Consider the following 14,141-nt stretch of genomic DNA (forward strand, 5'->3'; position numbering starts at 1 on the left):
GAGAGAGAGAGAGAGAACCGAATTCATCAGACGGTAAGTAGCCTGTAGTTGTCTTTTTCCATCGCGCATCCTAACGTTTGAAATAACCTCGGTGTTGAAATACGTATTCCGGCCGAAGTCGTAGGAGCTGACGCAACACAATTTATGGAGGGGCAAGAAAACACTTGGTCCCACAACTCACCATAGGGCTTCGAGCGTGGCTGTGGAATTTCGAGATCTACGCTGGGCGATCGCTGCGTCCCAGCATCGAAGCATCCGTCAAGCGGCAGAGACGCTTAGAATCAAGCAGTCGACGCTCAGTCGCTGCCTACGAAGTCTCGAACACGCGTTGGGCAGCAAACTATTCGAGCGTACCAACGGAGGCACGCGACCAACGATGGAAGGTCGAGAATTTCTCGAGGATGCCCGGCGCATCGTAGGCGAATCTGAAGCAATGGCCGCTCGCCTCAAGACCCGCTCGCGTCGCGAGAGCGGTCGGTTGACCATCGGGATCCACACCTCCCTGTCAGCCGGCAATCTCCGAGCCACCCTCCTCGAGCACAGGCACCGCTTTCCCGATGTCGATAGACAGTTTGTCGACGGAGCGAGCGAGCATCTGATTTCGGACCTCGCCAGCTCAGCCATCGATGTCGCTGTCGTGGCAGATCCCAATCCGAATTGGAGCGGCAAGTCATTGGTGCTCTGGAGCGAACGTGTTGTTGCTGCCCTCCCTGCGAAACATCCTCTGGCAAGTCATGACGTAGTTCACTGGGGCGAGCTGCGGCGCGAACAGCTTTTGATGTCACAGCGTGGCCCCGGACCGGAGCTCCTCAAGCTTCTTATCAGCAAATTAGGATCTTCCGATCCTTGCAAGCTGCTTCGCTATGACGTGGGGCTCGACAGGCTTCTCTCCCTGGTGGGCATGGACTTCGGTATTCTCCTCGCCCTGGAAAGTGCGACTGGCGCGACTTATCCCTGTGTCACCTTTCGGGAGGTACATGATGCCGAGGGACCGACGCGGCTGAGCTTCCGCGTCTATTGGCGGCAGTCCAACGGCAATCCATTAGTACGTCCGTTTCTCGACTTGATTCGTGAACGCTATCCAGATCTTTCCGCCGACCCGGGCGAGAGTTGAGCAGCACTTCGCCGGGCCTTCGCAAAGGCGCGGTCGGTCGCCATGAAGCGCTCGATCATCGGCGCGATCAATTTGGCAGGCTCGGTCGGCGTCGTCGCACTTCCGCTACGCGTCAGAATCTCGGCGTAGCTTTTGAGATCCCTGAAAACCGCCGCCGGCAGCTCGATCGTGAGCTTGACCGGTTTATCGTCTTCGAGTGGTCCAAGCTTGAGCTTCGTCATCGCGCACCTTTTTGTCCGTAGGGAGCCAGCACCAAATCGCGCGTGACGATGACGCGGACCGGAAAACCTGGCCGGATGGTCAGCGTCGGCTGGATGTTGAGCTGGCGCTGCACGATTTGCTGGCCGGTCTGGCTAATGCTGTTGGACGCACCGCTACGGATTGCTTGGACAAGGTTGTTCTCATTCTGGCTCGTTCCCGCCTCGGCTCCGACGCTCAGCATGGTCGAGAGAACGGCGGCCTTGAACAGCATGCCCCAATGATTATCGACTTCGTCCTCGAGGCCGGCATAACCACCGGTGTCGGCGCCGGGCTGGCGCTCCAGCACGATCGAGTTGCCGTCCGGCATGATGATGCGAGTCCAGACCAAGAGAATGCGGCTCTGGCCGAACGCCACATAGCTGTCGTACTGGCCGATCAGCTTGGCGCCTTGGGGCACCAAGGGATATTTGCCGGAAGGACTGTCGTAGACCGCCTCCGTGATCTGGGCGGTGACCTGCCCTGGCAGATCGGAGCGGATGCCCGTGATGAGCGCAGCCGGGATCACGGTGCCGGCTTGCACGACGTAAGGTGAGGCCTTGGCCTCGAGCCGGTCCGGACTGACCGTGCGCTTGTCCGTCGCAGCAGTGAGAAAGGCCATCTTGCGGTCCTGCATGTTCTGGGCGGATCCGGCATCGACGGGCGGTGTCGCCGCCGCGGTCGTCGCGGTCCCGGCGGGAGCATTTGGGATGAGTTGGCCAACGCCCTGCGGCTGTTGAGCAGTTTGGGCGAAGAGGCGGCTGACCCGTGCCGCCTCGATTTCCTGGGACATACGCTGGGTCTCCGGATCAGACGTCGCTGCCGTGGTGTTCGGTGCGGCGCCGGCGTTGAGGATGGGCTTGCCGAGATCACCCGGCAGCGGCGGTCCGAGCGGCGGCGCTTGACGCGGCAGACCGGTATAGTCCTTCGGCAAGGCGGCGAGGCCCTCGGCCGAAGGCCTGTTCTGGGTGCTGAGCAACTCCTGGCCCGTCTGCTGCTTGTTGCCGGTCTGCAGCGCGTAGCCGAGCGCGCCCGCGATTGCGACGGCAGACACCGCGCCGAGGCCGATAAGCACCTTGCGCGAGAGCCGCGTAACACGAGGCCGCTCGCCTCGGAGCCGAAGGTCTGGTGGTGCGACAGGCGGGATATCGCGTTGATGTTCGTGTTCGCCATCTATCGCCATGCGCGCGGCCTTCCGTCGGTGCGCACAATGCGCACGCGCCGCTCGCTGTCCTTGTCGCCAAGACGCAGTTCGGCGGCGGCAAACAGACGGTCGACAATGTAGTAGTTGCGGTTGACGCGGTAGTTCACCAGCTCGGAGCCGCCGGCCGGACCGATGACGAACAGCGGCGGCATTTCGCCCTGGACGATCCCGCTCGGAAACTCGATGTAGACCTTGTTCCCGTCGTCAAAGGCACGCAGCGGACGCCAGGCGGGATCATCGCCCTCGATCGCGTAGCGGAAGTTGATCGCGGCGAGATCGACGCCGGCCGCGATTGGCGCTGCGGTTTCAGCGGCTGCATTCTGCCGCCGAAGCGCGATGAGTTGATCCTCAGGATACTGCCAGGAGACCGAGGCCATGTAGGTCTTCTCCGTCGAGCGCAGCTCAAGGAGATAGGTCCGCCGGTCGGTGTTGATCACGAGATTGGTGACCAGTTCCGGCCGCGTCGGCTTGACCAGGATGTGGATCTTCCTGGTCGTACCCGCTCCGCTCTCGGTATCGCCGATAATCCAGCGCACCGTGTCGCCGGCAGCGACCGGACCGGTGCCGACGAGTTGCTCGCCTTCCTGGAGGGCGACATCGGTGATCTGACCCGGCGCCGTATAGACTTGGTACAGGGCTCCACCCGAGAAGGGATAGACCTGCACCGCGTTGATGAAGCCGTTGCGGACTGGCTGCACCCGTGCCGCGGCGTTGGCCTGTTTGACGCGGACCTTCGGGTCAGCGGCTTCCGGCACGCGTTTGCTGGCAGCAAGCGGTTTCAACTGGCCAGGCAGCGGCAACGGCTTGGGCAATTCCACGATCTTGACGGGCGCTGGCGGATCGGCGGTCAGCGTTGCCGGCTCCGCGGTGTCGTAGTTGATGTCGGGCGGGATGAAATTGTGCGCACAGCCGCCGAGTGTCGAGGCGCATATCAGTAAAGCCGCAAAGGCGGATATACGGAAGTGCGGATCGCCGTCTTTCCGGTTTTGCTGAACGATGAAGAAAGACGAAGCCGGACCGCCGGCTTTCGAGAAAATCGGCGGGCTCATTGTCCCAGCTCCTTTGACCAGTTGATGGCGTTGACGTAGATGCCGAGTGGATTCTTACGCAGCCGATCGGCGTCGGTGGGCGGCTGGATCGCGATGGTGAGGATCGCGGTCCACCGTGTGGTGCCGGCGAGCGCGCCGTCCTGATAGCGGTGCTCGACCCAGGCCACGCGAAAACTGTCGGGCGAGGCCCGGATGACGCTGGATACGTCGATGGCGACCTGCTGCTTGCCGAGATTGGCGAAGGGGTCATTGGCGCGGGCGTATTCGTTCAGCGCCGCCGCCCCCGCCGTGGTCGTGAAGTCATAAGCTTGCAGCCAGTTGTGTCGCACGATGATTGGATCGGCCGGAAGCGAGCGAACGATCTCGATGAAGTGGGCGAGATACCAGGCAATTTGCGGATCGTTTGGTCTGTAGTCGGCAGCGGCGGGCGAGACGGCTTGCGCCTCGCCGAGCTTGTCGACCTGCACCACCCAGGGAACGACTGTGCCGTGGGTGGATTGCCAGACGAGCCCACCGGCGAGGCCGCACGACAGGACCAGCGAACCAAACGCCATCAGCCGCCAGTTCTTGGCCTGCACGCGGGCCGAGCCGATGCGTTCGTCCCAAACTTGCGCCGCGCGTTGGTACGGCGTTTCGGGTTCGGGCGTACGGCCGTAGCGCACCGACGATCGCCGAAAGACTGACATTGATTATTCTCCCCCTGATAGCTCGACGGAATGGCCGCCGCCATGGCTGTCGCCGGATTTGAGGGCTTGCGCGGCCGTCTGAGCGCCGTGAACGATTGACTGATTGCGCTTGACGCGCCGGGCCCAGGCGGGCGGGCCGCTTTCGCCCGCTGCTTGAGATGCGGCTGCATCGTTCGCCGCCTCCCCACTCCCAATGGTCCCCATGGTCGATGAGCCGCCTGTGTTGGCGACGCCGGCACGGGCACCGGAAGTGAAGCTCTCCTTCATCGCCCCCGCTGCTTGCGACGCGGCGCGTCTAACGGGAGCTGCCGCTGCGCTGGCCGCCGCTCGACCCGCGCCACCGAGACCAGATACGACGCCACCGGCTCCGGACCCACCGGCTGACGCGAGGCTGTAGCCGGAGGACATGCTGCCCGCCGTCGCTGCACCACCACGGGCGGCGGCGGCAGCGCCGGAGCTCACCGCCATCGCACCCCTTCCGGCCAGCCCAAGGGACGCGCCGCCCGCCATCGCTGTACCGGCGACCGCGAGGCCGGTACCGACGGCAGCGCCGGCGCCAAGCTGCGGCGCGCCGGAAACAAGCCCCGTCGCGATGCCGGGACCGAAGATGCCGAGGCCGAGCATGGCAAGCGCCGCGAGCACGACAGAGAGCGCCTGCTCTATGGTCGGCTGGCCGCCGGCGTAGGCGGTGGTGAACTGCGAGAAGAGACCTGTGCCGATGCCGACGATGACGGCGAGCACCATGACCTTCACACCGGAGGCGACGACATTGCCCAGCACTTTCTCGGCGAGAAAGGCGGTCTTGTTGAAGAGGGCGAAGGGAATCAGGATGAAACCAGCGAGCGTTGTCAGCTTAAACTCGATCAGCGTCACGAAGAGTTGCACGGCCAGAATGAAGAACGCGATCAGCACCAACAGCCAGGACACCATCAGCACGGCAATCTGGACGAAGTTCGCAAAGAAGCTGGTGAACCCCATCATCTGGCTGGCTGCGTCGAGCAGCGGTTGCCCAGCATCAAGACCGACCTGCGCGAGTCGGCCTGGCCGCAGGAAGTCCGCAGCGGAGATCGACGAGCCACCTGCCTTCAGGCCAAGGCCGGCAAAGCTATTGAAAATGATCCCTGAGAGCTTGGTGAAATTGGTGATGATGAAGGCAAAGAAACCGATGTAGAGGGTTTTCTTCACCAGGCGCTGGAGGATGTCCTCGTCACCGCCCCAAGCCCAGAACAGACCGGCTAATGTGATGTCGATGACGATCAACGTCGACGACAGGTAGGTGACCTCGCCCTTGATTAGACCGAAACCCGAATCAATGTAGGTCGTGAAAGTATTGAGAAAGGTGTCGATAACGCCGACGTTGTTCACCGCTTCTCTCCCTCTGGAGCACCCGTCATTGGCTGTGTGGCCGGCGCGGCCTGCGGCAGAATTGGCCGCGCCGGCCTGCCGAAGAAGCGCGCGCGGTTCTCCTTCCAAACCGCCTGGCAGTGCGCATCTTCGGCATCCTGAGGTCCAAGCTCGGCGCAGCGGAGCAGCTCGGCCGAGAGGTCATCGGGAGTGGAGGCAGGGGGAGCGTCGGACATGGGGCGCTCCGCGGGACGCCGGTGGATGACGTGCAGCGCGGCAAGGAAAATTGCGAACACGACGATCATCGCGCCTGCGCGAAGGACATCCGAGCGCTCCATGATCGATGCCTCAGTTGCCGCTGAACATGGTGACGTTGCCAGGCTGATAGCCGCTGCGCGTCGAGAATATCCTGTATTGCTGCTGGCCCTGCGATTCGGTCGCCGTCACGCGCGCCTGCTCCAGCGCGTCCGCCCTCCCCTTTGCGGCAAGAACCGCGACAAGATCGGAAAGTTGCTGGGAGTGCAGAGCAAGAAGCTGGTTGCCGGCTTGAGCGGCCTGGAGGGCGCCGCTAGCCGACTGGCTGGCGGTGACCAGCGAGCTCATTGCGCCGGAGTTGGTCGAGATATTGCCGACGACGCCGGCCTGCACCTTCAGCGAGTCCTCGAAGGCGCCGACTGAGTTCTGCCAACGACCTTGAGCCGCGGCAAACATTGTCGCATTCGAGCCCGTCGCAGCCGCCGTGCCGTATGTCGTGGAATAGGCCGTCTGGATGCGCTCGACGTTGAAGGCGATGTTTTGGGCCTGGCTCAGCAGCGACTGGGTCCGTGCGACCTGTGCCTGAAGCTGGGTCAGTGTCGACAACGGCATGTTGGCCAGGTTCTTTCCCTGGTTGACCAGGCTCTGGGCCTGATTGTTTAGCATCTGGATCTGATTGTTGATCTGCTGCAGCTCGCGGGCCGCGGTCAGGACGTTCTGGCTGAAGTTGGTGGGGTCGTAGACGATCCACTGCGCGGAGGCCGGCGCCGTCACAAGCGGCGAGATCGACAAGGTGAGCGAGAGAGCGGTCGCAGCAGCCAAGCCAGCGCGCCGCACGTCATGAGTCGTCATGATTGCACCTCCAGGTTTGTCAGGTCAGGGATGAGATCGGCGGCCCAGAGCAGCTCGTGATCCGCGAGCCAGGCGGCCGTGAAGTCGTCGCGGCCGTGCTCGGCGAGCAGCCGTTCGATGGCGGCATGGTCGGCCTTGGAGGACGCAGCGCAGAAGGCGAGCGCGACCGGCCCGAGGCCGAGTTCAAAGAGCCGATTGCCGCGGCGGGACTGGCAGTAGTAGTCCCGCTTCGGCGTCGCCCGCGCGATGATCTCGATCTGGCGATCGTTTAGGCCAAACCGCTGATAGATGGCGGTGATCTGCGGTTCGATCGCGCGCTCGTTCGGCAGAAAGATGCGCGTCGGGCAGCTCTCGATGATTGCGGGTGCGATATTGCTGCCGTCGATGTCGGAGAGCGACTGGGTGGCAAAGACGACGGACGCATTCTTCTTCCGTAGCGTCTTCAGCCATTCCCTGAGCTGTTGCGCAAAGGCCGGATCGTCCAGGACAAGCCACCCCTCGTCGATGATGAGGAGGGTCGGCCGGCCGTCGAGCCGTCCCTCGATGCGATGGAACAGGTAGGTGAGGACGGCAGGCGCAGCACCGGCGCCAATCAAGCCCTCGGTCTCGAACGCCTGCACCGAGGCAAAACCGAGCTGCTCGGCCTCCGCGTCGAGCAGGCGGCCGGAGGCGCCGCCGACGCAATAAGGTTGCAGCGCCTGCTTGAGCGCGGTCGATTGCAGGAGAACCGTGAGGCCGGTGATCGTGCGCTCCTCGACCGGCGAGGACGCCAGCGAGGTCAACGCCGACCAGACGTGCTCCTTCACGGTCGGATCGATGGTGACGCCCTCCTTGGCGAGGATCGCGGTCACCCATTCGGCCGCCCAGGCGCGCTCCGCCGCATCGCCGATGCTTGCGAGCGGTTGAAGCGAGACTGAATCCTCGGCGCTGTTCGACAGGCTGCCGCCGAGGTCGTGCCAGTCGCCACCCATGGCAAGCGCCGCCGTGCGGATCGAGCCGCCGAAATCAAAGGCAAAGATCTGGCTCTTCCGATAGCGGCGGAACTGGATCGCCATCAGCGCCAGCAGCACGGACTTGCCGGCGCCGGTCGGGCCGACGATCAGGGTGTGGCCGACGTCGCCGACATGGAGCGAGAAACGGAACGGCGTCGAGCCTTCCGTCTTGCCGAAGAACAGCGGGGCGCTGCGGAAATGCTCATCGCGGTCTGGCCCGGCCCAGACCGCCGAAAGCGGAATCATGTGGGCCAGGTTCAATGTGGAGAGCGGCGGCTGACGGACATTGGCGTAGGCGTGCCCCGGCAGAGAGCCGAGCCAGGCTTCGAGCGCGTTGACGCCTTCCGGCATGCAGGTGAAGTCGTGACCCTGGATGACCTTCTCGATCAGGCGAAGCTTCTCAGCGGCGAGGCCGGGATCCTCGTCCCAGACGGTGACGGTCGCGGTGACGTAGGCTTGGCCGACGTCGTCAGTGCCCAGTTCCTGCAAAGCGAGGTCGGCATCGACGGCCTTGTTCGCCGCATCGCTGTCGACCAGTGTCGAGGCCTCGTTGGTCATCACCTCCTTGACGATGGCAGCGATCGACTTTCGCTTGGCGAACCACTGTCGGCGAATCTTGGTCAGCAGCTTCACCGCCTCGGTCTTGTCGAGGAGGATCGCGCGCGTTGACCAACGGTACGGGAACGCAAGCCGGTTCAACTCGTCGAGAATTCCGGGATGGGTGGCGGTCGGAAAGCCGACCACCGTGAGCGTGCGAAGGTGGTGGCGGCCAAGGCGCGGCTCGAGGCCGCCGGCGAGCGGCTCGTCCGTGAGCAACGCGTCGAGATGCATCGGCGTCTCGGGGACGCGTACGCGCTGTTGCCGGGTCGAGATGGTCGAATGCAGGTAAGTCAGCGCATCGCCGTCATCGAGCCACGCCACCTCCGGCATGAACCCTTCGACCAGTTGCAGGACGCGGTTGGTCCGATCGACGAAGCCACGCAGCAGTTCATGAGGATCGACGCCGCTCCGCGCGCGTCCCTCATAGAGCCAGCCCTCGATGCGCGAGGCGTCCTCGGCTGGCGGGAGCCAGACGAAGGTCAGGAAATAGCGGCTCTCGAAATGCGCTCCGGCCTCCTCGAAAGCGTCCCGTCGCTCCAGATCGACCAGCGCTGATGCGGCATCGGGAAAAGTATTGTGCGGATAGGTATGGGCAGCGATGCGCTGGGCCTCGACGAAGATCGCCCAGCCTGAGCCGAGACGCCGCAACGCGTTGTTGAGGCGGGCCGTCACGCCGACGAGTTCGGCAGGCGTCGCGCTGTCGAGATCCGGACCACGGAAGCGCGCCGTGCGCTGGAACGCGCCGTCCTTGTTGAGGACGACGCCCTTCTCGACCAAAGCGGCCCAGGGCAGAAAGTCGGCGAGACTGTGGGGCCGGTTGCGATATTCGGCAAGATTCAGCATGGAGGCCTCACGCGCCGAGATAGGATGGATAGCGGAGGTGGTGTCGAACGACGTCCACGAACTGCGGGTCGCGCTTGGCCGCCCAGACGGCTGCGGCATGACCCGCAGCCCAAATCAGCGCTCCGGGAATCCAGAGGTGGAGGCCGAGCGCGATTGCGGCCGCCAACGTGCCGTTGGCGATCGCAACCGTCCGGGGCGCACCGCCCATCAGGATCGGGTCGGTGAGCGCGCGATGGACCGGCGCGAAGAAGCCTGGCACCTCCGGATCGACGATCGCGGCCATTACACCAAGGCTCCGCCGGAGAAGCTGAAAAAGGTCAGGAAAAAGCTCGACGCGGCGAAGGCGATCGACAGGCCGAAGACGATCTGGATCAGCCGGCGGAAGCCGCCGGAGGTATCGCCGAAGGCGAGCGTCAGGCCGGTCACGGTGATGATGATGACCGACATGATCTTGGCGACCGGACCTTGCACCGACTCCAGTATCTGATTGAGCGGCGTCTCCCACGGCATCGAGGAGCCGGAGGCGTAAGCCGCGGGGGCAAAAGCGATGGAGATGAAGGCAATTGCCGCGAGCTCGGTGAAGCGGCGGCGAACGTCACGGATCGCGGGAGGGAACTGGATCATGATGGGTCCTTGGGAAGCGAAGATTGGCCGCCCGCTCCGGCCGATTGGACGCGGTAATCGCCAGTGGCGGGATCAAGACCGGCGACGAGGGCGAGTTCGGCGAGGCGGCGTTCGCTGCCACGGCCGCGCAGCACCGCGACGAGATCGATCGTCTCGGCGATCAGCGCCTTGGGAACGGTAAGGACGGCTTCCTGGATGAGCTGCTCGAGGCGGCGAAGCGCGCCCAGCGCCGTGCCGGCGTGAATCGTGCCAATCCCACCGGGATGGCCGGTGCCCCAGGCCTTGAGGAGCTCCAGGGCCTCGCTGCCTCGGACCTCGCCGACCGGAATCCGGTCGGGACGCAGACGCAAGGAGGAGCGGACAAGATCGGATAGCGACGCCACGCCGTCCTTGGTTCGCAGCGCGACCAGATTCGGAGCGCGGCATTGCAACTCACGCGTATCCTCGATCAGGACCACGCGATCGGTGGTGCCGGCGATCTCGGCCAGCAGTGCGTTTGTTAGGGTGGTCTTGCCGGTCGAGGTGCCGCCGGCGACCAGGATGTTCTTGCGGGCGGCAACGGCTTCGCGGAGCAGGCCCGCCTGCCCGGCCGTCATGATGCCGGCCGCCGCGTAGTCATCCAGGGTGAAAACCGCGACGGCGGGCTTGCGGATCGCAAAGGCCGGCGCCGCAACGACGGGCGGGAGAAGCCCCTCAAACCTCTCCCCCGTCTCGGGGAGCTCGGCCGAGACGCGCGGCTTCTCGGCATGCACCTCAGCGCCGACATGATGCGCGACCAGGCGCACGATCCGCTCGCCGTCGGCAGCGGACATCGTTCGTCCGCTATCCTCCAGCCCGCCGGACAGCCGGTCGATCCAGAGCCGGCCGTCGGGGTTGAGCATCACCTCGACGATCGAGGGGTCTTCGAGGAAAGTCGCTATCGCAGGGCCAAGCGCGGTGCGCAGCATGCGTGCACCACGCGAAAACGCTTCCGAATGGAGTGAAGTGCCCGCCACGATCGTCCCCCGATGGCCAATCGCGGTAAGCGATCGGCGACGGGGATGGATAGAAAAGGCATGAACTGGGGCAGTTCAACAAGTATTCAGCCGGCGTAGGGCGCAGGCGTAGAGCAGAGCAAAAATACTTGCAGGGGCGTGTACCCATCAAACTTCAGCGGTCAATTTTGCGGCCAATATGCTCTCAAAAAGCACGGATCACGCTCGTATTGAGCTCACGGTAGAATCTCGCTCAATTCAGGCGAACCTGGCGGTTGGCTTTTCATGAGCGTCGTGAACGTTGGTTCTGATCGTAGCGCGCACTCAACAAGGCGGTCAAAAACATCGCGAGAACCGAGTCCAAACCTAGGCATAGCAGCAGAAAAACGAGAACGCCCTCGTCGACCGCCAGTCGTTCCTTCGCGAACGGCACCAGCGGCCCCCAGGCCGCCATACCAAAACCAGCGACAAAAAATGCAAGACGCATCGCCAGCCGCGTGGCCGGCCGATCGGCAGACATTTTTAGGAACTCCGAAGGCAATTGTTGGCGAGCGCAGCGCGCGGGTAATCTGCACAGCCTGGCGGCATGTTAGGGCGATCGAAACGGACTAGCCACCCGCTAAAAATGAGGGGGCTTTTAGGTCACTGCGCACAGACTCTGGTCTGTCCAACTTTCTCACGCGCCGGGCTCGATCGTCTCCACCAGCCCGTAGATTCGGCCGTGATCGACCCTGTATGAGCTGTACCGTGGACCTGAGCTCGCGGCGTGCGTCACTGCGGGTGCGATCCCTAGCAGGCTGTTGAAGAACTCAGCCGCGTTCGCAAACGAAGGCTGAATCGTCGCCATTGTGGATGTAGAAGTGACCGACGAGCCTGCCCGCAGTGCCGATCATAGCCCATCCGCGACCGCAGGCGGGGTCATTCTCATCGTGCCCTTCCCATGAGAACTCCGCGCAGGCCGAACCGTCTCGCGCGCCATAGCGGACATCGAGGAAGCCCTTCAGCGCACCGAAGGCAATTTCACCGTCGGACTTGCCCTTGAAGGTGAGATGCGCCTCTTCGACGAGGTCGAGGAAGTCGCCGTCCCAATTGTCCATTTCGACGATGCGCCAGCGGCCAGCAAAGGCCTTGGCGAAGCCAGGCACCTTGGCCATCAGCCGGCCTCCGCAATCAGCTTGGGCAGCCGCACCAGATTGTAGGCGGCTTCAGCGAAGGTAAAAGCCCATCCGACGCGTTCACGGCCACGGAAGCGGGTCTTCTCTTGCCCCGCGACCGTCTTGATCCAGCCGAATGCCTCCTCGATCCGCTTACGGATGCGCTGGCTGACGGCGTAGCCGCTGTGCCGGGTCGTTCGCCCGTTTATCGCAGAGCTACGACCGCTGGTGTTCTGTGCAACATGCGGCGTCACATTCATCGACCGCAGCTCGTTGACGAAGTCTTCTGCATCATAGGCTTTGTCGGCGCCAAGCGTGATCGCTGTCGGTCGGTCGGCAAGAGGCTCGATCATGTGCAGCGCGGCCACCCGTTCGGCGTGCCCGTCGGCCTGCGTCAGGCAGGCGTCAACCAGCAGGCCGTGGCGGTTCTCCATCAGCCCATGCCCGATGAAGCACAGCTTCGTCTCCTTGCCTTTACCCTTGCGGTATAGCCGGGCATCGGGATCGGTGGTCGACGCATGGGTGTCGTTCGAGCGTTTCTGGCCATGGTAGTTCGCTTCGGCATTGCGCCCGCCGCCTTGCGCCGGCGGCTCGCCCGAGCCGTCCTTCGGCTTGACGCTCTTCATCGAGGCCCAGGCCTCGATCAGCGTGCCGTCGACCGAGAAGTGATCGCTCGACAGAAGCTTCTTCACCTTGGGCTGCGCCAGCACCGCCGCCAGGAACTTCGCCGCGATGTCGCCTTCCAGCAGCCGGTCGCGGTTCTTCGAGAACACCGAATGGTCCCAGGCTGGGTCGTCAACGCCGATGCCGACGAACCAGCGGAACAGCAGGTCGTATTCCAGCCGCTCCATCAGGAGCCGCTCCGAGCGGATCGAATAAAACGCCTGCAACAGCATCGCCCGCAGCAGCTTCTCCGGCGGGATCGACGGCCGCCCAATCGGCGAATAGAGCGCGGCAAACTCACGCTCCAGCGTCGACAGCGCCTCGTTCACCATCGTCCGGATCGCCCGCAGCGGATGATCACGCCGCACCCGCGCCTCCAGGTCAACGTAGCTGAACAGCTCACCCGTTCGTTTGTCGCCGCCGCGCACGCACCATCTCCGAATCTCGTCGGAGCCAATGAATCACCGTCGCCGGTCCGCGGCGAGCGCCTTTTTCAACAGCCTGCTAGATGTGGTGTTTCAAAAGGTTGTCCATCTGGTCTGAACCGAGGAAGCTGAGGTTGCGAAGGTTCAGCGTTCCGAGGAGAGACCAGATGGACGTCCACAAGAATGGGCCTTTGACGACCAAAGCTCCAGAGGCGATGGTACGAGGCGTAGTCGAGAGTTAATGGCATGGACCACGCCCGCTCTCAGGGGCAACGTGGATTGAGCCCGGCGGGGCGGCAGCAGGAGCGCAGGCCATATCGAATACGAACCTTGTCACAATCGGCATCGATCTCGAGAACATACTCCACGTCGTCGGTCTCGATGCCACAGGCGCAATTACGCTACGCAAGAAGCGGTCGAGAAATCAGCTGGTGCCAGTTGCTGGGCAATGTTCCGCGTTGTCTGATCCAATGGGGCGTGTGCAGGCGCTCATCACCTGGGGCGCAAGCTCAAGTAACCGGCGGCCGTCACGCCGAGCCGCCGGATCGGCCGCTCCTCGTTGGGCCTGGTGAGCAACTCGCCGATCACCGCGTTGACTTCGGCAAGGCTGTAGAAGACCCGGTGGCGCAGGTGGCCGAGCAGTCAGCGCTCGACGATGAGGACAGCCTGCTCGACCTTGGCCTTGGAGAAAGTCGTCGACTACAGGCCGTGTAGGTACGACCCGCCAAAAGGTGCAGATCACTCATCCCTTCCATCCGCTGTGCGGTCGCATGTTCGATCTGATCTGCCGGCGGCGACATTGGGGCGAAGACCGGGTGATCTATGAAGGGCAGAATGGACGACTTTGCACGATTGCGAGCGCCTGGACCGACATCGATCCCGTGGATGAGCTTCGGCTGATTGCCGCGGCTCGAGCAGCCTTTAGGACCATTGATCTGCTGGCCTTTGTGACGCGCTGGATCGGCTCGCTGAGGGTTTGAGGTCCGACCATGCGTAAAGAGAATTACGCCGCGCATGCAAAGGGATTGACGCCGCTCCACAGCTGCCAAACGACGGATTTATCGGATATTCTCGCAAAGTATCAGCATATAGTGCCGGCTTGGGGAAGGCCAAAAAACAGGATCC

At 63.5% G+C, this 14,141-nt stretch carries 15 protein-coding genes and 2 pseudogenes; 2 read left to right on the forward strand and 15 right to left on the reverse strand.

The genetic code is table 11. From position 1 onward, the window contains the following. Nucleotides 1–202: 202 nt before the first annotated feature. Entirely contained in the window at nucleotides 203–1,114 is a 912-nt protein-coding gene (locus XF30_RS00290; RefSeq protein ID WP_225130575.1) for a LysR family transcriptional regulator, read from the forward strand. Here the strand turns inward: XF30_RS00290 and XF30_RS00295 are convergent. The 15 genes and pseudogenes from XF30_RS00295 to XF30_RS38985 all read right to left on the reverse strand — a co-directional run. Beyond that, the gene (locus XF30_RS00295) at nucleotides 1,078–1,335 is read right to left on the reverse strand and encodes a DUF2274 domain-containing protein (RefSeq protein WP_091878502.1); all 258 of its coding nucleotides are present in this window, start codon (nucleotides 1,333–1,335) and stop codon (nucleotides 1,078–1,080) included. The two genes, XF30_RS00290 and XF30_RS00295, sit on opposite strands and share 37 nt — an antisense overlap. After that, nucleotides 1,332–2,534, reverse strand: a complete 1,203-nt coding sequence (locus XF30_RS00300) for a TraB/TrbI/VirB10 family type IV secretion system protein (RefSeq protein ID WP_109141598.1) — start codon at nucleotides 2,532–2,534, stop codon at nucleotides 1,332–1,334. Before XF30_RS00300 ends, XF30_RS00295 begins: the two co-directional genes overlap by 4 nt. After that, nucleotides 2,525–3,604: a P-type conjugative transfer protein TrbG gene (gene trbG, locus XF30_RS00305; protein WP_109141599.1), complete on the reverse strand. Its 1,080-nt coding sequence runs from the start codon at nucleotides 3,602–3,604 to the stop codon at nucleotides 2,525–2,527. Before trbG ends, XF30_RS00300 begins: the two co-directional genes overlap by 10 nt. Further along, entirely contained in the window at nucleotides 3,601–4,290 is a 690-nt protein-coding gene (gene trbF, locus XF30_RS00310) for a conjugal transfer protein TrbF (protein ID WP_109141600.1), read from the reverse strand. Before trbF ends, trbG begins: the two co-directional genes overlap by 4 nt. Before the next feature lie 3 nt (nucleotides 4,291–4,293). Further along, the gene (gene trbL, locus XF30_RS00315; protein WP_109141601.1) at nucleotides 4,294–5,655 is read right to left on the reverse strand and encodes a P-type conjugative transfer protein TrbL; all 1,362 of its coding nucleotides are present in this window, start codon (nucleotides 5,653–5,655) and stop codon (nucleotides 4,294–4,296) included. Beyond that, nucleotides 5,652–5,972, reverse strand: coding sequence for a putative entry exclusion protein TrbK-alt (trbK-alt, locus tag XF30_RS00320; RefSeq protein ID WP_109141602.1), 321 nt, complete (start codon nucleotides 5,970–5,972; stop codon nucleotides 5,652–5,654). The genes trbL and trbK-alt overlap by 4 nt, the downstream gene beginning before the upstream one ends. Nucleotides 5,973–5,982: 10 nt before the next feature. After that, nucleotides 5,983–6,741, reverse strand: coding sequence for a P-type conjugative transfer protein TrbJ (gene trbJ / locus XF30_RS00325; RefSeq protein ID WP_109141603.1), 759 nt, complete (start codon nucleotides 6,739–6,741; stop codon nucleotides 5,983–5,985). Further along, complete coding sequence (gene trbE, locus XF30_RS00330; protein WP_109141604.1) at nucleotides 6,738–9,176, reverse strand: conjugal transfer protein TrbE; 2,439 nt, start codon at nucleotides 9,174–9,176, stop codon at nucleotides 6,738–6,740. Before trbE ends, trbJ begins: the two co-directional genes overlap by 4 nt. A 7-nt stretch (nucleotides 9,177–9,183) precedes the next feature. After that, nucleotides 9,184–9,459 carry a VirB3 family type IV secretion system protein gene (locus XF30_RS00335; protein ID WP_109141605.1) on the reverse strand — a complete coding sequence of 92 codons (276 nt, stop codon included), beginning with the start codon at nucleotides 9,457–9,459 and terminating at the stop codon, nucleotides 9,184–9,186. After that, on the reverse strand, nucleotides 9,459–9,800 hold the full coding sequence (locus XF30_RS00340; RefSeq protein ID WP_109141606.1) for a TrbC/VirB2 family type IV secretion system protein: 342 nt from the start codon (nucleotides 9,798–9,800) through the stop codon (nucleotides 9,459–9,461). The genes XF30_RS00335 and XF30_RS00340 overlap by 1 nt, the downstream gene beginning before the upstream one ends. Further along, nucleotides 9,797–10,795, reverse strand: coding sequence for a P-type conjugative transfer ATPase TrbB (trbB, locus tag XF30_RS00345; protein WP_109141607.1), 999 nt, complete (start codon nucleotides 10,793–10,795; stop codon nucleotides 9,797–9,799). The genes XF30_RS00340 and trbB overlap by 4 nt, the downstream gene beginning before the upstream one ends. A 292-nt stretch (nucleotides 10,796–11,087) precedes the next feature. Next, nucleotides 11,088–11,294: pseudogene (locus tag XF30_RS00350) on the reverse strand (MFS transporter); the annotation flags it as partial. Nucleotides 11,295–11,583: 289 nt separating this feature from the next. Then, nucleotides 11,584–11,928, reverse strand: coding sequence for a hypothetical protein (locus XF30_RS00355; protein WP_109141608.1), 345 nt, complete (start codon nucleotides 11,926–11,928; stop codon nucleotides 11,584–11,586). Continuing rightward, complete coding sequence (locus XF30_RS00360; RefSeq protein WP_109141609.1) at nucleotides 11,928–13,019, reverse strand: IS5 family transposase; 1,092 nt, start codon at nucleotides 13,017–13,019, stop codon at nucleotides 11,928–11,930. The genes XF30_RS00355 and XF30_RS00360 overlap by 1 nt, the downstream gene beginning before the upstream one ends. A 495-nt stretch (nucleotides 13,020–13,514) precedes the next feature. Then, a pseudogene (locus tag XF30_RS38985) lies at nucleotides 13,515–13,700 on the reverse strand (IS21 family transposase); the annotation flags it as partial. A gap of 47 nt (nucleotides 13,701–13,747) precedes the next feature. On the opposite strand from XF30_RS38985, the gene XF30_RS00370 reads away from it, so the two are divergent. Beyond that, nucleotides 13,748–13,996: a DUF5372 family protein gene (locus tag XF30_RS00370; protein ID WP_225130572.1), complete on the forward strand. Its 249-nt coding sequence runs from the start codon at nucleotides 13,748–13,750 to the stop codon at nucleotides 13,994–13,996. Nucleotides 13,997–14,141 lie beyond the last annotated feature (145 nt).

Source organism: Bradyrhizobium sp. SUTN9-2, assembly GCF_003122645.1.
In the GTDB taxonomy this organism is placed as follows: Bacteria; Pseudomonadota; Alphaproteobacteria; order Rhizobiales; family Xanthobacteraceae; genus Bradyrhizobium; species Bradyrhizobium yuanmingense.

Excerpts from the sequence above, each read along its gene's own strand:
- trbG (WP_109141599.1), bottom strand. The coding sequence starts at position 3,604 with ATGAGCCCGCCGATTTTCTCGAAAGCCGGCGGTCCGGCTTCGTCTTTC.
- XF30_RS00355 (WP_109141608.1), bottom strand. The coding sequence starts at position 11,928 with ATGGCCAAGGTGCCTGGCTTCGCCAAGGCCTTTGCTGGCCGCTGGCGC.
- trbE (WP_109141604.1), bottom strand. The coding sequence starts at position 9,176 with ATGCTGAATCTTGCCGAATATCGCAACCGGCCCCACAGTCTCGCCGAC.
- trbK-alt (WP_109141602.1), bottom strand. The coding sequence starts at position 5,972 with ATGGAGCGCTCGGATGTCCTTCGCGCAGGCGCGATGATCGTCGTGTTC.
- XF30_RS00340 (WP_109141606.1), bottom strand. The coding sequence starts at position 9,800 with ATGATCCAGTTCCCTCCCGCGATCCGTGACGTTCGCCGCCGCTTCACC.
- XF30_RS00295 (WP_091878502.1), bottom strand. The coding sequence starts at position 1,335 with ATGACGAAGCTCAAGCTTGGACCACTCGAAGACGATAAACCGGTCAAG.
- trbF (WP_109141600.1), bottom strand. The coding sequence starts at position 4,290 with ATGTCAGTCTTTCGGCGATCGTCGGTGCGCTACGGCCGTACGCCCGAA.
- trbJ (WP_109141603.1), bottom strand. The coding sequence starts at position 6,741 with ATGACGACTCATGACGTGCGGCGCGCTGGCTTGGCTGCTGCGACCGCT.
- XF30_RS00300 (WP_109141598.1), bottom strand. The coding sequence starts at position 2,534 with ATGGCGATAGATGGCGAACACGAACATCAACGCGATATCCCGCCTGTC.
- XF30_RS00335 (WP_109141605.1), bottom strand. The coding sequence starts at position 9,459 with ATGGCCGCGATCGTCGATCCGGAGGTGCCAGGCTTCTTCGCGCCGGTC.